This window comes from Streptomyces sp. NPDC051909 (genome assembly GCF_040681095.1).
Classification (GTDB): Bacteria; Actinomycetota; Actinomycetes; order Streptomycetales; family Streptomycetaceae; genus Streptomyces.
This window is the reverse complement of the sequence record NZ_JBFAYA010000013.1, coordinates 23,468-42,819: the sequence shown is the minus strand read 5'-3', so window position 1 is coordinate 42,819 and position 19,352 is coordinate 23,468. Positions and strand designations below refer to the sequence as shown.

Below are 19,352 nucleotides of genomic sequence, written 5' to 3'. Positions count from 1 at the left end.
CGTGCGCGGGCCCCGCGCGCGCCGGGCTGCGGCAGGCGAGTGAGCGTACCCCCGAAGGAAGTTGCCGAAGCGACAAACCAACATGCTCCCCACAGAATCGGGATGATCCGCCGGTACCGGCAGGGCGAGAGGGAGCCGCGCAGATGAGTTCCATGGAGGTACCCGCAGAGGTGCCGCGCCGGGTGGCGGGCGAGGACCTCACGACGGAGGAGACGGTACGCCGATGAGCACGCCCGACACGCCCTCGAACGGGGCCTCCTCGAACGGAGCCTCCTCGAACGGGGCCGACGAAGTCGCGGAGCTGCGGGCGCGCATCGCGTCGCTGGAGGCCGCCGCCGCGGCGGCGGCCCCGCGCCCGCCCCACCACCGGGTCCGCGCGTTCTTCGCGGCGCTGCTGATCGTCATCGGCTGCGTGCTCGCGCCGCTCGGTCTCGTCGCGGCGTGGACGGCGGACGAGATCGGCGACACCGACCGCTACGTCGCCACGGTTGCGCCGCTCGCCTCCGACGCCGACGTCCAGGCCGCGGTCGCCAACCGCGTCACCGACGCCGTCATGGAGCACATCGACCTCCAGTCCCTCCTCGAAGACGTCGCCCCGGCCGATCGCCCGCGGCTCACCAAGGCCCTGGGGAAGCTGGGCGATTCGCTGGAAGGCGCGGTGAAGAGCTTCGTCCACGAGAAGGCGCAGGACGTCGTCGCCTCCGACGCCTTCGAGACGGTCTGGACGGACGCCAACCGGGCCGTCCACACCGCCCTCGACCGGGCGCTGACCGGCAGCGACGAGGGCGCGGTGAAGATCAACGAGAACACCGTCACCCTCGACCTCGCGCCGATCGTGGAGCGCGTGAAGCAGCGCCTGGTGGACGCCGGGATGGGCGTCGCGGCGAAGATCCCCGAGGTCCACACCAACTTCACCATCGTCAAGGCGGACGACATCGGGAAGGTGCGGACGCTCTTCAACCTGCTGCAGAAGATGGGCTTCTGGCTGCCGGTCCTCTCCGTCCTCTTCGTCGCCGGCGGCGTCCTGCTCGCCGTCCACCGGCGCCGCACCCTGATCGCCGCGGCCCTCGGCTTCGCGGTGGCCTCGCTGCTCCTCGGCATCGGCCTGACCGTCTTCCGCACGGTCTACCTCAACGCCCTCCCCTCCGGCGTCAACGCGGCCGCCGCGGGCTCCGTCTACGACATCCTGGTCCGCTACCTCCGCACCTCGGTCCGGGTCTTCGTGGCCGTCGGCCTGATCGTCGCCCTCGCCGCCTGGCTCTCCGGCCCCGGTCGCGCCGCCCGCCTGGTCCGCGGCCTCTGGCGCTCGGGCATCACGGCCACCCGCACCACCGCCGACCGCGCGGGCATGCGGCTCGGCCCGGTCACCCCCTTCGTCCACCGCCACTCCACCCTCCTCACCTGGATCCTGGTCGCGGCCGCCGTCGTCACCTACGTCCTCTGGTCCCACCCCACGGGCCTGGTGGTCGTGGCCCTCGCCCTGGCCTTCGTCTTCGCCCTGGCGGTGAAGGACTTCCTGGCGGAGGAGACGGGAGAGGCGAAGGAGCCGGAGGAGCCGGAGGAGCCGGGGAAGGCCGCATCCGCCTGATCCGCTCCTCCCTCAGGCCGTCGCCTCCGCCCCCGTCAGGGTGCGGACGTCCTGGTGGAGGATGTGGCGGCGGCGGGTCGGGAGGCCGGCGGTCGGGTTGGCGACGCCCCAGGCGGCGCCCTTGCAGATCAGTTCCTTGTAGACGGCGGCCAGGCGGCCGGTGAGGGCCCGGTCGACGGCGCGGTCGTCGGCGGTGACGAACTGGATCAGACCCTCCTTGCGGCCGAGCGAGATGCACTGCTGGAAGTAGCGGATGGCGACCCGCGGGACCTTGGTGCCGGCGAGGCGGGCGGCGATGGCGTCGGCGGCCTGCCAGGCCATGGGGACGCCCGAGGCGCAGGACATGCGCAGCGGCTTGCCGTTGGGGCCGATCGCCATGGCCGCGTCGCCCACCGCGTACACGTCCGGGTGGGAGACCGAGCGCATGGTGCCGTCGACCACGATCCGGCCGCGGTCGGTGAGCCGCAGGGCGGTCGCCTCGGCGAGCGGGCGGACGGCGAAGCCGGTGGTCCAGACGGTGACGTCGGCGGGGACGGTGGTGCCGTCGGACGTGGTCACCCGGTCGGCCGCCACCTCGGCGACCGCCGTGTGCTCGTGGACCGTGATGCCGAGCCCGTCGACCACCTTCCGCAGGTGGGCGCGGCCCTTGGCGGAGAGCCAGTCGCCGAGGACGCCGCGGGCGGCCAGGGAGACGTCGAGGTCCGGGCGGGCCTCGGCGATCTCGGTCGCGGCCTCCAGGCCGGTCAGGCCGCCGCCGACGACGACCACGGTCCGGCCGGCGTCCAGGGCGGCCAGGCGCTCCCGGAGGCGCAGCGCGCCCGGGCGGCTGGAGACCTCGTGGGCGTGGGTGGCGGCGCCGGGGACGCCGCCGTCGTTCCAGCCGCTGCCGAGGGCGTAGACGAGGGTGTCGTACGGCAGCTCCGCCGGTCGCCCGTCCTCGCCGGCGACGGAGACCGTCTTGCGCTCCACGTCCACCGCGGTGACGTGTCCGAGCCGCAGCTCGACGCCCGTACCCGCGAACATCTCGGCGAACGGCCGCGGCTTCAGGTCCTGCCCGGCCGCGACCTGGTGCAGCCGGACGCGCTCGACGAAGTCGGGCTCGGGGTTGACGAGGGTGATGCCGACGTCCTCGCGGTGCAGCCGCCTGGCGATGCGGCCGGCGGCGACGGCGCCGGTGTAGCCGGCGCCGAGGACGACGATGCGGTGCTGCTGCGTGGGCTGCATGTCCGTGCTCCTGTCTGGGCGGTTCCGCCGTGGTCCGGCGTGGTGTCGCCCCTTGAACCGGGCAGCCCCGCGTTTCCTGACAGGATCCGGATGTGACCCGCGTCACACCCTCGACGGGTGCGTCAGATGGTGTGCAGCGGCGCCTCTCCGCGCCCCTCCGCAGCCCACCGCTCCGTCGCGCGGACCAGCTTGTCGGGGTTGACCTGGCTCTGCACCGCGACGATCCCGTCCGCCGTGACGTCCAGGCAGGTGATCCCCACGACCCGCCCGTCCACGACCGCCAGGACGGCGGGCCCGCCGTTGGCGATCGCGATGTGGATCTCGGCCGTGCCGCCGACGATCGCCCGCTTGGCCGGGCCCGGCTTGAACAGACCCCGCAGGAACGTGGCCACCGCGACCGCGCCCTCGAACGCCTTCGCCCGCGCCGGCACCTTGCCGCCGCCGTCGCCGACCGAGATCGCGTCCTGGGTGAGCAGCCGTACGAGCGGCTCGGTGCGGCCGCTGGTCGCCGCGGCCAGGAACTCCTCCACGATCCGCCGGGCCGCGGCCTCGTCGATCTCGGTGCGCGCCCTGCCGTCCGCGATGTGCTTCTTCGCGCGGTGGTACGTCTGCTGGCTCGCGGCCTCGGTGATGTCGAGGATCTCGGCGATCTCCCGGTGCGGGTAGTCGAACGCCTCCCGCAGCACGTACACGGCCCGCTCGCCCGGCGAGAGCCGCTCCATGAGGACGAGCACGGCGTACGACACCGACTCGCGCTGCTCGGCCGTGTCGGCCGGCCCGAGCATCGGGTCCCCGGCGAGCAGCGGCTCGGGCAGCCACCGCCCGACATACGTCTCGCGCCGGGCGCGCGCCGAAGTCAGCTGGTTGAGGCAGTAGTTGGTGAGAACCTTGGTCAGCCACGCCTCGGGCACCTCGATCCGCCCGACCTCGGCCGCCTGCCACCGCAGGAACGTCTCCTGTACGGCGTCCTCGGCCTCGCTCGACGAGCCGAGCAGCCGGTAGGCGATGGCCTCCAACCGGGGCCGCGCGGCCTCGAACCGGTCCACGTCACTCATGATCAGGGCCATGCGCCCCATCCTAGGCGGGCCGGGGGCCTCCGGGCCGGGGGTCGCGGGCGCCGTGGCGGGGGTCACCCGCCGGGTCACCCGGTGGCGCCCGTTGTGCAAGCCCGTCGCATCAGCGACGGGTAGTTGACATGTCCTGGAGTCGGCTCTTCGGCTGGGTGGCGTTCGGCCCCGGTGTCGGGTCGGGCGCCGTTCGCACGCATGATTCGGCGTGCGGATGTTCACTTCAGCAACATTGCTCACGATCCGTCAGGGGTGCCCTGTGGAGCGGCCCCTGACGGACTGGCATACTGCACGGGTAGCCCTTCGTGCATCCCCCGTCGCGAAGGGCTACACCTGTGAATACGGGTTCGCGCGGGGCGGTCCTCGCGGATCCGCCCACGGTGATTCACACGGCCAGGGGACTCCCCTGTGGTCCCCTGGCCGTGTTTTTTGTAGTTAACAGTGACGTAGAGTGTTTACGCAAGCCCGGTACTTGCACCGGTGCGTGATGCGAACAGTAGGTAAACAGGATGGGCATCGACGAGGAACGCGCGCCTGAACTGCAGTCGTTGCAGCAGAAGGTCGAGTACATGCTGGAGAAGACCTTCCCGGGCCAGAAGGTGTCCGGGCGGACCTTCGCCGAGCTGGTGAAGGAGCGCGGCGGCTCCCTCTCCCACAGCTACTTCTCGAACATCCTGGCCGGGAAGGTCACCCAGCCCTCCGAGGAGATCCTCAAGGCGCTCGGTCTCGGCTTCGGCGTGGACTGGCGGTTCTTCAAGGAGGAGTCGGAGGTCGTCGGTGACGTGGTCGCCGGGCTCCAGTTCCTGGCGAAGCGGCGCACCGGCGAGATCAGCGGCGTCGCGGGCCGGGGGGTCGACGACGACGGACTGCCCGCGGAACTGCTCGAGTTCGCGCTCTCCCTCCTCGCGGACACCAAGGCCAGGCAGCGGCCCGACGACACGGCGGAGGGCGACAGGCCGTAGGGCGACGGGGCGGAGGACGCCGTGCCGGAGGACGCCGAGCCGTAGGACGACAGGCCGTGGGACGGATCCGCCGGACGGGCTCCGGCGTACGCCGCTCCGCGTGTTCGAACGGCGTTGGCTAGACTCGTCGAGCGCATGTCACACACGCGTGACGACGACCAAGAGGCCCCCATGTCCCTGCGCGAACTGCGCAAAGAGTGTGAAGCCGGACTGGCCGACCTTCCGATACCGGCTCCCTTCACCATCGACGGCCTGGTGGCCAACATGGAGGCGGCCCGCGGCCGGACCATCGTCCTCCAGGAGCTGCCCGAACGGCTCGCCCGCGTCAACGCGGCCTGCGGGCTGCGGCTGAAGTCCGGTACGACCAGTTACGTGCTCTACCGGCGCCGCCCCACCGCGTACCAGACCCAGCACGTGATCCTGCACGAGCTGTGCCACGAGTGGTTCGACCACGGCACCAGCCTGGACGCGGACCAGCTGCGGGCGCTGCTGCCGGTGTTCGACACTTCGCTGATCAAGCGGGTGCTCTCGTCCGACACCGTCCAGGCCCGTGCCCAGTACGACACGCACGACGAGCGGGTCGCCGAGTTCGGCGCCTCCCTGATTCCGCGCATGGCGCGGGACGTGACCAGCGACGACATGGTCGGGCGGCTTGCCAACTCGCTCTCCCGGCCGGTCGCCCACCGGCGCCGCTCGTTCTTCCGCGGCTCGTTCTTCCGCGGCTCGTTCCTGCGCGACACGTTCTTCCGCCGCTCGTAGACCCCTCGTTCGTAGACCCCGCCCTACAGCCCCCACACACAGAACACCCCGAGGAACCCACGTGACCGGACTCGACCTCGCCGGCTACCTCATCGCCGGTCTGATGACCGCCGTCGCCCTGTGGCGGATGCCGGCCGCCCTCTGGGGCGACGAGGAGGACAAGCGCCGCCGCGCCCTGTGGGGCTGCTACGCGGGCTTCGCCGTCGCCCTGTGGACCAAGACCCAGGTGGTCCGCATCGGACTCAACAACAGCCCGGTCGTGGACCTCGCGGTGCTGATCAAGCACTACACGTCGACCATCGCCATCCTGGCGATCCTGAGCTACATCGTCGCCATCTACGGTCACTTCCCGGAGGGCGGGGAGATCCCCCGCCACGTACGGTTCGCGCGGATCGTCCAGCGGGTCGCGGCCAAGGCCTCCGTGGCCACCCTGATCCTCCTCACCGTGCTCTTCTTCACGGTGGTGGACCGCTCGGTGCCCGCGGACCGGTTCGTCGCCGAGCACGCCGGCCAGTGGGGCGCCACGCTCTACATGAGCGTCTTCTACCTGTACCTGGGCGCCGCGTCCGCCGTCTGCGCGTACCAGTGGGCCCTGGCCACGGCCGACGCCCGGGCGCTCCATCTCCGGGTGGGCCTCGGCATGATGACCTTCGCGATGTTCATCGGGGTCGGCTACACGCTCAGCCGGACCCTGTTCCTGTGGATCAGCGTCGTCGACCGGCCCAGCGAGGGCTTCGCGCTGGCCTTCGACGAGGTCACCGAGGCCGCGCAGGTGGTCCTCTTCGCCTTCTTCGCGCTCGGCGCGTCCATCCCCGCCTTCAGCAAGGGCTGGCGGCGGGCCCGGCTGTGGCGGGCGCAGGCGGATCTGCATCCGCTGTGGCGCGAGCTGATGACGGCCTTCCCCGACCAGCCCTTCGCCCCGCCGGCCTCGCTCGCCCGGGAGCTGACCCGCTTCGGCACCCCCGCGGACCTGCGTGTCGACCGCTGGGCGGCCGACATCGCGGACGCCGTCGAGAAGCTGCGTCACTACGTGCCCGACAGCCTGCTGACCGCCGCCAAGGAGGCCGCCGAGCGCGAGGCCGCCGACCCCGCGAAGGCGGGCTCGCTCGCCGACGCCTACTGGATCAAGGCGGCCCTGGCCGCCAAGGCGGAGGGCGCGCCGGCCGGGAAGGCCGCCGCCTTCGAGACCAAGCACGCCACCGACCAGGACGACGAGGTCGCCTGGCTGGTACGGGTGGCCGCCGCCTACAAGGACATCCCCGAGCAGCGGACCCGCCTCGTCCTGCGGTCCGGCCTGGAGGCCGGCGCGTGAACCGGACCGCCCGCACCGTCACCGACGTCCTGCAGCCCCGCAACGTCCTGCTCGTGGGCATGCTCGGGATCGGCCTGGCCGCCGCCTCCGGGCAGTGGACCGGCCTGCTGTGGGGGCTGCTCGGCGCCCTGTGCGCCGGGCTGATCCCGGCCGGCTACATCGAGTGGGAGCGCAAGCGGGGCACCTGGGGCGACCGCCACGTGGTCGACCGCACCCAGCGGGCACCGATCTTCTTCGTCATCCTCGGTTCCATCGGCACCGGTTCGCTGGTCATGGTCCTCGGCGGGGCGCCCGTCGCCATCCTGGTCGCGATGCTCGCCCTGTGGGTGATGACCGTCGGGCTGCTCGCGGTGAACACCGTCTGGAAGATCTCGGTGGACTCGGCCGTGGCCTCGGCCGTGGTCGCCCTCCTCGCCGCGGTGCACTCCCCGTGGTGGCTGCTCGCCTACGGGCTCACGGCCGCCGTGTGCTGGTCCCGGGTCGCGCTGACGTACCACACGGTGGCCCAGACCCTCGCCGGAGCCGCCCTCGGCGCGTCCACCGCCGCCGCGTTCCTCCTCGTGTAGCGCCGCGCGCCCGCATCCTCGTAAGTTCACGTCCGAAGCCTTGTTACGCCACGTTCTACGCGCGTATCTTCGCCCCTGGATCCGCGTGAGACGCCCGACGGCGTCCTCCGCCGACACCTTGACGACCCCTCATCGACCCTGGGCGCCGGCGCGGCGACCGGGCCGGCCTCGTCCCACCCGTCACGAAGGAGCTCCGCAACGGTGCCCAGCCACATATCCACCCGCCGTCCCCACCGCCTGCTGCTGCGTGCCGCCCTGCCCGCCGCGGTCACCGCGTCCCTGGTGCTCGTCCCGCTGCCCGGCGCCCTCGCCGCCCCGTCCACGGGCGCGGTCATCGCGGAGGTGTACGGCGGTGGCGGCAACTCCGGCGCGACGCTGAAGAACGACTTCATCGAGCTCGCCAACCCGTCCGCGGCCGCCTTCGGCCTGGCCGGCCACAGCGTGCAGTACCTGCCGGGCAACCCGAGCGCCACCAGCAAGTGGGGGGTCACCCCGCTGAGCGGCTCGGTCGCCCCCGGCGGCCGCTACCTGGTCGCCGAGGCGCCCGGCGCCGGCGGCACCGTGGACCTGCCGGCCGCCGACGCCGCCGGCAACCTGGCCCTGTCCGCCACGACGGGCACCATCGCGCTCGTCACCGGCACCGACCCGCTGACCTGCAAGACCGCCGCGGACTGCGCCGTCGACCCGCGGGTCGTCGACCTCGTCGGCTTCGGCACCGCCGTGGTCCACGAGGGCTCCGCCGCCGCCCCGGGCGCCTCCAACACCGCCTCGGTGGCCCGCGCCGCGTCCCTCGCCGACACCGACGACAACGCCGCCGACCTCCGGGCCGGCGCGCCCACGCCGGTCAACGGCAAGGGCGAGTCGACCCCGGGCGGCGGTGACGGCTCCGGCGGCGGCCCGACCGAGCCCGGTACGGTCCGCATCCACGACATCCAGGGCGCCACCCGCCTCTCGCCGCTGGCCGGCAAGACGGTCGCGGGCGTCCCCGGCACCGTCACCGGCGTGCGGACGTACGGCTCCAAGGGCTTCTGGATCCAGGACCCGGACGCGGACGCCGACCCGGCCACCAGCGAGGGCGTCTTCGTCTTCACCGGCAGTGCCGCCCCGGCCGTCAAGACCGGCGACTCGGTGCTCGTCACGGCCAAGGTCAGCGAGTACTACCCGAACAGCTCGGGCGGCTCGCAGTCCGTCACCGAGCTGACCAGCCCCAAGGTCACCGTGGTCTCCTCGGGCAACCCGGTGCCCGCGCCGGTCGTGCTCGACGGCACGCGCATCCCGGCGGCGTACACCCCGGAGGCGGCGGGCGGCTCGATCGAGTCGCTGCCGCTGCGGCCCGGCAGCTACGCGCTCGACCTGTTCGAGTCGCTGGAGGGCATGGACGTCGAGGTCCGCGACGTGCCGGTGACGCAGGCCAGCAACAAGTACCACGAGCTGTGGGTGGACGCCCGCGAGCAGGACCCGCGTTCGTCCCGCGGCGGTGTCGTCTACCTCGGCTACGACCGGCCCAACTCCGGCCGTCTCATGGTCCAGTCGCTGGGCGCGGCGGCCGACTTCCCGGTCGCCGACGTCGGCGACCGGCTCACCGGCGCCACCGGGGGCCCGCTGGACTACACCTCGTTCGGCGGCTACGCGGTGGCGGCCACCCGGGTCGGCGCCGTCCGGTCGGGCGGCCTGGAGCGGGAGGTCACCGAGTCCGGTCTGCCGAGCGAGCTGAAGATCGGCACGTACAACGTCGAGAACCTCGACCCGGGCGACTCCGACGAGAAGTTCGCCGCGCTGGCGGCGGGCGTGGTCACCAACCTGCGCTCGCCCGACATCCTGGCCCTGGAGGAGATCCAGGACGACAACGGCCCGGTCAACGACGGCACGGTCTCGTCCGACGCCACCGTCGCCAAGTTCGTCGAGGCGATCAGGGCGGCCGGCGGCCCGGCCTACGACTGGCGCTCCGTCGACCCGGTGAACGGCAAGGACGGCGGCGAGCCCGGCGGCAACATCCGGCAGGTCTTCCTGTTCAACCCGGACCGTGTCTCCTTCACCGACATCCCCGGCGGCGACGCCACCACCCCGGTGGACGTGGTGGGCACCGGCAACCACACCTCGCTGACCGCCTCCCCGGGCCGGATCGACCCGGGCAACGAGGCCTGGAACAGCAGCCGCAAGCCGCTGATCGGCCAGTTCGAGTTCCACGGCAAGGCGGTCTTCGTGATCGCCAACCACTTCAACAGCAAGGGCGGCGACCAGGGCCTCGACAGCCGCTTCCAGGCCCCGACCCGCGGCTCCGAGGTCCAGCGCGCCAAGCAGGCCGCGGCCGAGCAGGCCTTCGTCGCCAAGCTCCTGGCCGCCGACCCGCGCGCCCGCGTGGTCTCCCTCGGCGACTTCAACGACTACCAGTTCTCGCCCGCGCTCCAGACCCTCACCCAGGGCGGCGTCCTGCGCGACCTGGTGAACGAACTCCCCGAGTCCGAGCGCTACTCGTACGTCTACCAGGGCAACTCGCAGGTCCTCGACCACATCCTGGTCAGCCCCGGCCTGAAGCCGCAGCACGTCCACTACGACGTCGTCCACATCAACAGCGAGTTCGCCGCCCAGGCGTCCGACCACGACCCGCAGGTGGTCCGCATCAAGCCCTGACCCGGCAGCGGGCTCTCCCGAAGCTCCTTCGCCCGGTCCATCCGACCGGGCGGGGGAGCTTCGCCCGTCGAGGTGGCCCAGTCGGCGCGTACGGAATTGGCCCGTGTGGCAGGGCAATTGCGCACTACCGTGGGTGCGATGACAGACAGAGCCACGTCGGCGCCGACGCTTCAGGCCCGTAACTCCGCCGCCTTCTGGACCGCGACCGGCCGAAGCCGGGGACATGAGGTCGTCCGACGCCGCGGATTCCTCGCGGTGGACGGCGACGAGCGGGCCGGCCTGCGGATCCTGATCCAGGAGCCCGACCTCGACCCGGGCGAGCTGGCCGAGTTGAGCGAGCTGGCGCGCGGGGCCGCGGGCCCGGTGAACGCCGAGGACCCGTTCAGCTCGACCGACCTGAGCCACCTGGGCATGCGCGACTGGCAGATGCCGGTCATGCTGCGCCCGCCCGGGCAGCCCGTCGGCGAGCCGGCCCTCGACGTGATCCGGGTACGGCGGCCCGAGGACCTCCGGGCGGCCGAGCGGATCGTGATCGAGGGTTTCGAGCTGGACGGATTCAAGCCCCACCGCCCCGGCGAGCTGTTCCCCGCCGCACTGATCGAGCAGCCGGGCGTGGACGTGTTCCTCGCCTCGTACGAGGGAGTGCCCGCCGGCGCCTGCGTCAGCGTCGTGGACGACGGCGTCGGCAGCCACTACTGGGTCGGCACGTCGCCGGCCTTCCGGTCCCGTGGCGTGGGCCGGGCCGTCATGCTCGGCGCCCTCGCCCCCCTGGCCGGCCTGCCGGTCACGCTCACCGCTTCGAAGCTGGGCAGACCGCTGTACGAGTCCCTGGGCTACACGGCGGCGGCGCCCTCCACGTGGTGGGCCTCCACTCCGGCGACCCCGTCGAGGTAGCCCGCAGCGAGCAGGCGTGTGATCCGGTGCTCACCGGTCGGTGGCGGACCGGAGGGTGTCGAGGGTGGCCTGGAAGCCGCGGACGAGGGCGGACAGGCCCGCGTCGAACGCGATGTCGCGGTAGTCGGGCGGCGCGTTCAGGACCGGGTCCAGGCCGGGTGGGAGCTCCTCCTCCGGCAGCGGCAGCGGGAGCGCGGTCGGTGCGTCGACCAGGGCGAGGGCGGAGCCGGCGAGGAAGTACTCGAAGGACTGCACGAGGGGCATCAGGTGCTCTTCCGGCCATCCGGCGGCGCGCAGCACGTCGAAGGCCGCCGCATAGCCGCGCAGTGCCAGGAGCGAGCGCACGGGCCGTCCGGCCATCAGCGGGATCGCGTTCGGGTGGGCGGCGATCGCGGCCCGGTAGGCGCGGGCCCAGCTGCTCACCGCCGCGGTCCATGGGCGGATGCTCGTGTCGATGTCCATTTCGCGCCCGATGAGCTCGCGGATGCCGTCGATGATCTCGTCCCGGCCGGAGACATGGTTGTAGAGGGAGGGGCCCTTGACGCCCAGTCGGGCGGCGAGACGGGGCGTCGACAGCGCGGCGGCGCCTTCCTCGTCCACCAGCTCCAGGGCGGCCCGCAGGATGTCCTCCCGGGTCAGAGGGGGGCGTGACGGCCTGCCCATCTCTCCGGTCCTCTCCTCGCCTTCTCGCCCGGTGCCGCGCGTGGCCTGATGTCGTCGGTCCGGCAGGGGCTTCGGCCGCCCGGTTTTCGGGCGTGATCACCGGCTAGTGTACGGTCCCCCCAAGAAACTAGAGCCTGTAGTTCCGGCAGTCGGCGGGGGTGTCATGGGCCTGACATCAATGCATGTCAGGCCCATGACCGTGCCCTCGCCCATGACCTCGCCCATGACCTCGCGTTCCGCCTCTCCCACGCATCGAACCTGACCAACTCGACGTCGAAGGTGACCCTCCGCATGTCCATACGCACCCGAGCACTGACCACGCTCACGGTGACCGTCGCGCTCGCCCTCAGCGGCTGCGGCACGAAGACGACACCGGCGGCCCGCTCCGCCGATGACAACGCCCCCGTTGTCCAGGCCACCGTCGCTCCGAGCGCCGACTCCCCGTCGGGCGACCCGGCCGTCGCGTCCACCCCCACACCGAAGGCACCGGCACCCCGGCACACGCCCGGCCCCGGGAGCCTGCCGGTCACCGTCGTGCCGAGGGGAAAGCCGGCGAAGCTGGCCCTCGTCACCCCTCCCGCGAAGTCCGGCAGGCCGGCCGGGGCCGACACCCCGGGCCTCGAGCTCGCCTCGTACGACCAGCGGACCGGCGAGGCCGTCCTGGCTCCCGCCGACGGCGCTCCGCGGAACGCCCGGACCGCGGCCGACGCGGAGGTCCGGCCCGGTCGGCTGATCGACAGCCCACCGACCCCGGCCGCCCCGCGCGGCGCCCTGGTCGCGATCACCCGGGTCAAGCAGACCGAGGCCGGCAAGACCACCGTCGACACCCGCCCGGCCACCGTCTCGGAGCTCCTCGGCGACAGCTCCGCCAGCCTGCGCACCGCCCTCGACCCGCGCGACATCACCGTCGAGCCGCAGGTCAAGGACCTCAAGGTCTCCTTCACGCAGCGCGCCGACGGCGGCAACGGCTCCGTCTCGGCCGGCCTGAAGCTGGACGCGGACACCACGATCCCGCTGCCTCACGGGGCCTCGGTCGCCCTCGCCGGTTCGGTTCAGCTCGACCCGTCCCTCGACTTCTCCTACGAGGGCCGCGCGCTCAGCCCCCGGCAGGCGGGCGTCGGCTTCGAGATCGACGCCCGCGCCGACTGGCGCGTCCGCGCCGGGATCTCCGGCTCCGCCGAGCCGATGCGGATCCCGCTCGCCAAGCTCCACGCCACCCCCACGGTGATGGCCGGCCCCGTGCCGATCGTGATCACCCTGGACCTGACCGTCTACGCCACCCTCGGAGCCGACGGCCAGGTCACCATCGAGGCCGAGCAGGAGCTCGCCGGCCACTGGGGCATCCGCTCCGACTACACCAAGGGCGGCGGCTGGAAGACGGCCACCGACCCCGGCACCCTGAACATCTCCCCGGTCCGCGCCACGCTCGACGGCCGGGCGTCCGTCCGCACCGGCCTGACCGTCGAGGGCTCGGTCGCCCTGTACGACGCGGTGGGCCTGAAGGCGTCGATCAAGCCGTACCTCCGGACGGCGGTCGAGGGGTCGGTCACCATCGACTCCACCGGCGCCGCCCCGGTCGTCAACGGCAAGGCCGGCGTCTACGGCGGGCTCGACATCGACGGAGCCCTGACGGCCCGTATCGCGATCTTCGGCACCCCGCTCTTCGAGAAGGAACTGCCGATCCCGGTCTACCGGCGCGAATGGCCCCTCGCGGCGTACGGCACTCCCGCACCGGCCACGGCATCGCCCGAGCCGACCCGTCGGTGACGGCTGCCTGACAGACCATCCCGTCGGCGCGTCGCGGCGCGTCAGGCGAGTGACGGCACGATGTTGGCGTTGCGGTGGAAGACGTTCTCCGGGTCGTACTCGGCCTTGATCTGCGCCAGCCGCTGGTACTTCTCCGGCCCGTAGGACGCCCGGACGCGGTCCTCCTCGATCTCGGCCATGAAGTTGACGTAGCCACCGGGGCCGACCGCGTGCGGGAGCAGCTCGGTCCACAGTCCCCGGACCCAGGCGGTGTCCGCCACGAGCTCCTCGGGATCGAAGGAGAGGGCGGTGAGGGCCAGCATGTAGCCGGGTTCGCGCGAGCCCCCGTAGGCCGTGGCGTCCTCGTCGACCTCGGTGAAGGCGCCGTCCAGCCGGAAGGTCGGGCAGAAGGTCAGCGGCGAGGTCTTGCGCCGCACGGAGTCGTTCATCAGCGCGATCACGTCGTCGGTGAACTCCGCGAGGGGCAGCCCCTTCTCGTAGTCGAGGATCCCGTACGGAGAGGAGTCGTCGAGCATGCTCTGCAACTGGGTGTAGGGCAGCGGGGTCCGCATCTCGAAGAGCCTCGGCGGCCCGCCGTCCAGCAGGGCGGCCGCGGCGGCGTGCTCCTCCGCGCTGCCGAAGCCCCCGATGATCAGTGCGTGACCGAGCCTGCCCTGGTGCTCGGCCGGCACGAAGGGTTCCGGCGGAGCGCTCAGCCCGACACCGATCAGCGCGCTGTGCCTGGGCGGGAGCGCCGGCACCACCTCGCGGATCAGTTCCAGCGCCTCGCGGCCCACCGACATGTCCCAGAAGAAGACACCGACGTGCACCTCGGGCCCCACGGGGTGCAGCGCGAAGTCGAAGGCCGTGACCACCCCGAAGTTGCCGCCGCCTCCGCGCAGCGCCCAGAACAGATCGGGGTTCTCGTCCGCCGACGCGTGCACCAGAGCGCCGTTGGCCAGCACCACCTCGGCGCCCAGGAGGTTGTCGACGGTCAGCCCGTGGTGGCGGGTGAGCCAGCCCATGCCACCGCCCAGGGTCAGGCCGCCGACACCCGTGTGGCTGATGGTCCCGGCCGGCACGGCGAGGCGACATCTCCCCTGACGCGGTCACTGAGCGCGCTGACTACCTGATCGGCGAGTCGCACCATGGCGGCCTCCGCGGAACTCCCGAGGCTTCCCCTTCCACGCTAGCCCCGGGCGCGCGGGACGACACCTCGTGGAAGCGGGCTGTGCCGCCGGTCGATCTGCCGCCGGTCGATGCCGCCGTCGATCTGCCGCCCGCGGTGCGTCAGACGGCGGCGACCGACGCAGTGGTGGTGATCGGCACGGGGAGTCAGCTCGCCAGCTTCTCCGCGTGCTGCTCCGTGTGCTTCTTCGCGTCGATGTCGGCGACGAGGCCCTCGATGAGGGTCTTGATCTCGTCGCGGATGGGGCGGACCGCCTCGACGTCCTGGCCGGCGGGGTCGTCCAGCTGCCAGTCGAGGTAGGTCTTGCCGGGGAAGTACGGGCAGGTGTCGCCGCAGCCCATGGTGACGATGTAGTCGGACGCCTGGGCGGCCTCGGGGGTGAGGACCTTGGGCGTCTGGTCGGATATGTCGATGCCCAGCTCCGCCATCGCGGTCACCGCGGCGGGGTTGATCCGGTCGCCGGGAAGGGAGCCGGCGGAGCGGACCTCGACGCGGTCGCCGGCGAGGTGGCGCAGGAACCCGGCTGCCATCTGGGAGCGGCCGGCGTTGTGGACGCAGACGAAGAGGACGGAGGCGAGGGGAGCAGTCATCGGTGTTTCCTTGGTGCGGAGGTGGTGCGGAGGTGGTGCGGAGGTGGTGCGGAGGTGGTGCGGAGGTGGTGCGGGGGGCGGTACGAGGGAGGCGAGGGGGGAGGCTCAGGAGCCGGACGGCGTGTCGTCCGGCAGGGCCGTGACCCGGCCGTCGAGCGCCCTGGTTCAAAGAGGTCAGCCCAGGCTGGTATCAGCATCGGATGATGTGAGAGTATCAGTCCATGATGACGTCAGTCGATACTGATCTGATTCGGGTGCTGGGAGACCCCCTGCGCCTCCAGATCGTGACCCTGCTCGCCCGCGAGACGCTCTGCACCACCCACCTCGTGGAGGAGACCGGTGCCAGGCAGACCAACCTCTCCAACCACCTGAGAGTCCTGCGCGAGGCCGGGGTCGTCGAGACCGAGCCCTGCGGCCGGTTCACCTACTACCGGCTCAAGCCGGACGTCATCGAGCAGCTCGCCGGCCAGTTCGCCGAGCTGGCCGAGTCCGCCCGTAACGCCGCCGAGAACAAGAGGGCCTGTCCGTGACTCCAACCGCTTCCGTGGCCGCCCCCGAAGAACAGTCGGTGGTCGCGAAGCTGTCGACGCTCGACCGCTTCCTCGCCGTCTGGATCCTGCTCGCCATGGCGCTCGGCCTGGGCCTCGGCCGGCTGATCCCGGGTCTGAACGACGCCCTCGCGAAGGTCGAGATCGGCGGTGTCTCGCTGCCGATCGCCGTCGGCCTGCTGATCATGATGTACCCGGTGCTCGCGAAGGTCCGCTACGACAGGCTCGACGCCGTCACCGGCGACCGCAGGCTCATGGTCTCGTCGCTGGTGATCAACTGGGTCCTCGGGCCCGCGGTCATGTTCGCCCTTGCCTGGATCTTCCTGGCGGACCTGCCCGAGTACCGCACCGGCCTGGTCATCGTCGGGCTGGCCCGCTGCATCGCCATGGTGATCATCTGGAACGACCTCGCCTGCGGCGACCGCGAGGCCGCCGCCGTCCTCGTCGCCCTCAACAGCGTCTTCCAGGTCCTGGCCTTCGGCCTGCTGGGCTGGTTCTACCTCGACATCCTCCCCGGCTGGCTGGGCCTCGGGGAGGGCGAGACCCTGGACATCTCCATGGGGAAGATCGCCCTCAACGTCGTCGTCTTCCTCGGCATCCCGCTGCTCGCCGGCTTCCTCACCCGCCGCATCGGCGAGAAGAAGATGGGCCGCGCGTCGTACGAGCAGAAGTTCCTGCCGAAGATCGGGCCGTGGGCCCTGTACGGGCTGCTGTTCACGATCGTCGTCCTCTTCGCCCTGCAGGGGAAGACCATCACCTCGCAGCCCCTCGACGTGGCCCGGATCGCGGTCCCGCTCCTCGTGTACTTCGCGGTGATGTGGTTCGGCACCTTCGCCCTCGGCAAGGCGATCGGCCTGCGCTACGACCGCACCGCCACCCTCGCCTTCACCGCCGCCGGCAACAACTTCGAGCTGGCCATCGCCGTCGCCATCGCCACCTTCGGCGTCACCAGCGGTCAGGCTCTGTCCGGCGTCGTCGGCCCGCTCATCGAGGTCCCGGTCCTGGTCGCGCTGGTGTACGTGTCGCTGGCCTGGCGCAGGAGGTTCGCGGCCCCGGCCCCGGCCCAGGTGCCCTCACGGCGATAGACCGTGAGGCCGTCAGGCGATGTGAGGACTGCGGCGTTCGACGAGCACGGTGTCGCGCCAGCGGCCCTGGTGCAGTGCGATGCGTTCGCGGGTGCCGATGATCCGGAAGCCGGCCCGCTCGTGGACGGCGAGGCTGGCGGCGTTCTCGGGGAAGATCCCGGACTGGATCGTCCAGATCCCGGCCGCCTCCGTCGAGTCGATCAGCGCCTTGAGCAGGGACGCGGCGACGCCCCGCCCGCGCGCGTCGGGGTGTACGTAGACGGAGTGCTCGACCACACCCGCGTACGCGGCCCGCTCGGAGACCTTGCTCGCGGCGACCCAGCCGAGCACGCGGCCGGTCCCGTCGACGGCGGCGAAGCGGTGCCCGGGCAGCCTGGTGGCGTCGAACCGCTCCCAGGTGGGGGCGGCGGTCTCGAAGGTGGCGTTGCCCTCGTCGATCCCGGCCTGGTAGATCGCCAGGGCCTGCTCGGCGTGCTCCGCCGTGAGCGGCACGACGGCCGTGGTGGAGGCGTCGGCCGTGGTGGAGGCGTCGGAGGCTGCGAAGGTGGCGGAGTCGGTCACGCGGCGGCTGCCTTGGCGAGCAGCTGCCCCATCGCCGCGAGAACGGCGGGCTCGACCCGGTAGTAGACCCAGGTGCCGCGCCGCTCGGAGGAGAGCAGGCCGGCCTCCTTGAGCTTCTTCAGGTGGTGGGACACGGTCGGCTGAGACACGCCCACGTCGGAGATGTCGCACACGCACGCCTCGCCGCCCTCGTGGGAGGCGACCGCCGAGAACAGGCGCAGCCGGACCGGGTTGCCCAGCGCGTCGAACATCTTCGCGGTCCGCTCGGCCTCCTCGGAGGTCAGCGGGCGCTCGTTCAGCGGCGGGCAGCAGGGGGCGGCCTCGGGCTGGATCAGCGGCAACACAGTGGCATTCGACATACATCTATGTTGACACATGTCGAACCAATTGGGTGAGTCTCGTGGCCTCGTGGACCTCGCAGTTTCGATGAATGTCTATGTTGACGCACGTCGATTCAGGTGTCATGCTTGCCGGGCAAGACATCGACAGACGTCGAAGTAAAGGGGAATCGTCGTGAACGCCACCGTCACCGACCAGCTGCCCGTCCTCGTGATCGGCGCCGGGCCCGCGGGCCTCGCGGCCGCCGCCCACCTCGTCGAGCGCGGCATCGAACCGCTGGTCCTGGAGGCCGGGCCCGTCGCCGGCGCGGCGGTGCGCGAGTGGTCGCACGTCCGGCTGTTCTCCACCTGGGGCGAGATCACGGACCAGGCCGCCGAGAAGCTCCTGGCCCCCACCGGCTGGGTGAAGCCCGACGTGAAGACGTACCCGACCGGCGGCGACTGGGCCGAGCAGTACCTCCGTCCGCTGGCCGACGTCCTCGGTGACAAGGTCCGCTTCGGCGCCCGCGTCACCGGCGTCTCCCGCTCCGGCCGCGACCGGATCGTCGACGCCGACCGCGAGTCCCAGCCCTTCACCGTCCACGTGCGGTATGCCGACGGCCGTGAGGAGAAGATCCTCGCCCGTGCCGTCATCGACGCCTCCGGCACCTGGGCCCTCCCGAGCCCGGCCGGGGGCGACGGCCTCCCCGCCCTCGGCGAGCGCGCCGCCTCCGACCGCGTCTCCTACCGCGTCCCCGACCTCGACGACCCCGCGGTTCGGGTCCGTTACGCGGGCAAGCGCACCGCCGTCATCGGCTCCGGCGCCTCCGCCTTCACCGCCCTCGCCACCCTCGCCGACCTCGCGCAGTCGGCGGACGGCACCGGCACGCACGCCACGTGGATCCTGCGGCGCGGCATCTCCGGCTCCACCTTCGGCGGCGGCACCGCGGACCAGCTCCCCGCCCGCGGCGCCCTCGGCCTCGCCGCCAAGGCCGCCGTCGACGAGGGCCACGCCGACGCCGTCACCGGCTTCCGTACGGAGGCGATCGAGCGCGCGGGCGAACAGCTCGTCCTCGTAGCCGAGGACGGCCGCCGCCTCGACCCGGTCGACGAGGTCATCGTCCTCACCGGCTTCCGCCCCGACCTCTCCTTCCTCGACGAACTCCGCCTCGGCCTCGACGAGCGCCTCCAGGCCCCCGTCGCGCTCGCCCCGCTCATCGACCCCAACCAGCACTCCTGCGGCACCGTCTACCCGCACGGCGTGAAGGAGCTCTCCCACCCGGAGGAAGACGTCTACCTCGTCGGCATGAAGTCCTACGGCCGCGCCCCGACCTTCCTCGCCCTCACCGGCTACGAGCAGGTCCGCTCCGTGGTCGCCGCCATCGCCGGCGACCACGAGTCCGCCGAGCGCGTCGAACTCGTCCTGCCCGAAACCGGAGTCTGCGGCGGCGCCGGCCTCTTCGACCAGCCGAACACGGACGACGCGGCCGAGGCCGGCGGTTGCTGCGCGCCCACCCCGCAGCTGATCCAGCTCGGCACCACGACCCCGGCGTCCTCCTGCGGTTCGTGACCGACCTCGCCATCGGCGTGGACGGGCCGCAGAGGTCGTGGCGGGCGCGACCGAGGTGAGTACACGTACTCATGTGTCGT

Annotated in this window: 18 protein-coding genes; 11 read left to right on the top strand and 7 right to left on the bottom strand. The window is 72.1% G+C overall.

The genetic code is table 11. The features are described 5' to 3' along the window. The first annotated feature begins 223 nt into the window (after positions 1-223). Positions 224-1,588 (top strand): hypothetical protein, encoded by a 1,365-nt coding sequence (locus AB0M18_RS21410; RefSeq protein WP_365760273.1) that lies wholly within the window; start codon positions 224-226, stop codon positions 1,586-1,588. Positions 1,589-1,600: 12 nt separating this feature from the next. Here the strand turns inward: AB0M18_RS21410 and AB0M18_RS21405 are convergent, their stop codons facing one another. Continuing rightward, positions 1,601-2,812: an FAD-dependent oxidoreductase gene (locus AB0M18_RS21405; RefSeq protein WP_365760271.1), complete on the bottom strand. Its 1,212-nt coding sequence runs from the start codon at positions 2,810-2,812 to the stop codon at positions 1,601-1,603. A gap of 122 nt (positions 2,813-2,934) precedes the next feature. Continuing rightward, the gene (gene sigJ / locus AB0M18_RS21400; RefSeq protein WP_365760269.1) at positions 2,935-3,879 is read right to left on the bottom strand and encodes an RNA polymerase sigma factor SigJ; all 945 of its coding nucleotides are present in this window, start codon (positions 3,877-3,879) and stop codon (positions 2,935-2,937) included. Positions 3,880-4,388: 509 nt separating this feature from the next. On the opposite strand from sigJ, the gene AB0M18_RS21395 reads away from it, so the two are divergent. The 6 genes from AB0M18_RS21395 (at position 4,389) to AB0M18_RS21370 (ending at position 11,003) form a co-directional block, all read left to right on the top strand. Next, positions 4,389-4,841 (top strand): hypothetical protein, encoded by a 453-nt coding sequence (locus AB0M18_RS21395; protein WP_365760267.1) that lies wholly within the window; start codon positions 4,389-4,391, stop codon positions 4,839-4,841. Positions 4,842-5,012: 171 nt separating this feature from the next. Then, positions 5,013-5,600, top strand: coding sequence for a toxin (locus AB0M18_RS21390; protein ID WP_365760596.1), 588 nt, complete (start codon positions 5,013-5,015; stop codon positions 5,598-5,600). Between the two features lie 61 nt (positions 5,601-5,661). Further along, entirely contained in the window at positions 5,662-6,912 is a 1,251-nt protein-coding gene (locus AB0M18_RS21385; protein ID WP_365760265.1) for an MAB_1171c family putative transporter, read from the top strand. Between the two features lie 59 nt (positions 6,913-6,971). Beyond that, the gene (locus tag AB0M18_RS21380; protein WP_365760594.1) at positions 6,972-7,478 is read left to right on the top strand and encodes a hypothetical protein; all 507 of its coding nucleotides are present in this window, start codon (positions 6,972-6,974) and stop codon (positions 7,476-7,478) included. Positions 7,479-7,715: 237 nt separating this feature from the next. Continuing rightward, positions 7,716-10,109, top strand: coding sequence for an endonuclease/exonuclease/phosphatase family protein (locus AB0M18_RS21375; protein ID WP_365760592.1), 2,394 nt, complete (start codon positions 7,716-7,718; stop codon positions 10,107-10,109). A 138-nt stretch (positions 10,110-10,247) separates the two neighbouring features. Beyond that, entirely contained in the window at positions 10,248-11,003 is a 756-nt protein-coding gene (locus AB0M18_RS21370) for a GNAT family N-acetyltransferase (RefSeq protein ID WP_365760263.1), read from the top strand. Positions 11,004-11,033: 30 nt separating this feature from the next. Here the strand turns inward: AB0M18_RS21370 and AB0M18_RS21365 are convergent, their stop codons facing one another. Further along, the gene (locus AB0M18_RS21365; RefSeq protein WP_365760261.1) at positions 11,034-11,666 is read right to left on the bottom strand and encodes a TetR family transcriptional regulator; all 633 of its coding nucleotides are present in this window, start codon (positions 11,664-11,666) and stop codon (positions 11,034-11,036) included. A 291-nt stretch (positions 11,667-11,957) separates the two neighbouring features. Here AB0M18_RS21365 and AB0M18_RS21360 point away from each other — a divergent pair, with 291 nt between their 5' ends. Further along, positions 11,958-13,433: a hypothetical protein gene (locus AB0M18_RS21360; RefSeq protein ID WP_365760259.1), complete on the top strand. Its 1,476-nt coding sequence runs from the start codon at positions 11,958-11,960 to the stop codon at positions 13,431-13,433. A 41-nt stretch (positions 13,434-13,474) separates the two neighbouring features. On the opposite strand, the gene AB0M18_RS21355 is transcribed toward AB0M18_RS21360, so the two are convergent. Together AB0M18_RS21355 and AB0M18_RS21350 are read right to left on the bottom strand one after the other, a co-directional pair. Beyond that, positions 13,475-14,494, bottom strand: coding sequence for a BBE domain-containing protein (locus AB0M18_RS21355; protein WP_365760257.1), 1,020 nt, complete (start codon positions 14,492-14,494; stop codon positions 13,475-13,477). Positions 14,495-14,747: 253 nt separating this feature from the next. Next, positions 14,748-15,191 (bottom strand): arsenate reductase ArsC, encoded by a 444-nt coding sequence (locus AB0M18_RS21350; RefSeq protein ID WP_365760255.1) that lies wholly within the window; start codon positions 15,189-15,191, stop codon positions 14,748-14,750. 221 nt (positions 15,192-15,412) lie between these two features. On the opposite strand from AB0M18_RS21350, the gene AB0M18_RS21345 reads away from it, so the two are divergent. Then, positions 15,413-15,721, top strand: a complete 309-nt coding sequence (locus tag AB0M18_RS21345) for a metalloregulator ArsR/SmtB family transcription factor (RefSeq protein ID WP_365760253.1) — start codon at positions 15,413-15,415, stop codon at positions 15,719-15,721. After that, entirely contained in the window at positions 15,718-16,824 is a 1,107-nt protein-coding gene (gene arsB, locus AB0M18_RS21340; protein ID WP_365760251.1) for an ACR3 family arsenite efflux transporter, read from the top strand. Before AB0M18_RS21345 ends, arsB begins: the two co-directional genes overlap by 4 nt. Positions 16,825-16,836: 12 nt before the next feature. On the opposite strand, the gene AB0M18_RS21335 is transcribed toward arsB, so the two are convergent. Further along, positions 16,837-17,316 carry an N-acetyltransferase family protein gene (locus AB0M18_RS21335; RefSeq protein ID WP_365760590.1) on the bottom strand — a complete coding sequence of 160 codons (480 nt, stop codon included), beginning with the start codon at positions 17,314-17,316 and terminating at the stop codon, positions 16,837-16,839. Positions 17,317-17,381: 65 nt separating this feature from the next. Beyond that, the gene (locus tag AB0M18_RS21330; protein ID WP_365760249.1) at positions 17,382-17,744 is read right to left on the bottom strand and encodes a metalloregulator ArsR/SmtB family transcription factor; all 363 of its coding nucleotides are present in this window, start codon (positions 17,742-17,744) and stop codon (positions 17,382-17,384) included. A gap of 154 nt (positions 17,745-17,898) precedes the next feature. On the opposite strand from AB0M18_RS21330, the gene AB0M18_RS21325 reads away from it, so the two are divergent. Further along, entirely contained in the window at positions 17,899-19,272 is a 1,374-nt protein-coding gene (locus tag AB0M18_RS21325; protein ID WP_365760246.1) for an NAD(P)-binding domain-containing protein, read from the top strand. The last annotated feature ends 80 nt before the right edge of the window (positions 19,273-19,352 follow it).

Excerpts from the sequence above, each read along its gene's own strand:
- AB0M18_RS21360 (WP_365760259.1), top strand. The coding sequence starts at position 11,958 with ATGTCCATACGCACCCGAGCACTGACCACGCTCACGGTGACCGTCGCG.
- AB0M18_RS21395 (WP_365760267.1), top strand. The coding sequence starts at position 4,389 with ATGGGCATCGACGAGGAACGCGCGCCTGAACTGCAGTCGTTGCAGCAG.
- AB0M18_RS21370 (WP_365760263.1), top strand. The coding sequence starts at position 10,248 with ATGACAGACAGAGCCACGTCGGCGCCGACGCTTCAGGCCCGTAACTCC.
- AB0M18_RS21410 (WP_365760273.1), top strand. The coding sequence starts at position 224 with ATGAGCACGCCCGACACGCCCTCGAACGGGGCCTCCTCGAACGGAGCC.
- AB0M18_RS21405 (WP_365760271.1), bottom strand. The coding sequence starts at position 2,812 with ATGCAGCCCACGCAGCAGCACCGCATCGTCGTCCTCGGCGCCGGCTAC.
- AB0M18_RS21345 (WP_365760253.1), top strand. The coding sequence starts at position 15,413 with ATGATGACGTCAGTCGATACTGATCTGATTCGGGTGCTGGGAGACCCC.
- AB0M18_RS21380 (WP_365760594.1), top strand. The coding sequence starts at position 6,972 with ATGCTCGGGATCGGCCTGGCCGCCGCCTCCGGGCAGTGGACCGGCCTG.
- AB0M18_RS21330 (WP_365760249.1), bottom strand. The coding sequence starts at position 17,744 with ATGTCGAATGCCACTGTGTTGCCGCTGATCCAGCCCGAGGCCGCCCCC.
- AB0M18_RS21390 (WP_365760596.1), top strand. The coding sequence starts at position 5,013 with ATGTCCCTGCGCGAACTGCGCAAAGAGTGTGAAGCCGGACTGGCCGAC.
- AB0M18_RS21350 (WP_365760255.1), bottom strand. The coding sequence starts at position 15,191 with ATGACTGCTCCCCTCGCCTCCGTCCTCTTCGTCTGCGTCCACAACGCC.
- sigJ (WP_365760269.1), bottom strand. The coding sequence starts at position 3,879 with ATGGCCCTGATCATGAGTGACGTGGACCGGTTCGAGGCCGCGCGGCCC.
- AB0M18_RS21365 (WP_365760261.1), bottom strand. The coding sequence starts at position 11,666 with ATGGGCAGGCCGTCACGCCCCCCTCTGACCCGGGAGGACATCCTGCGG.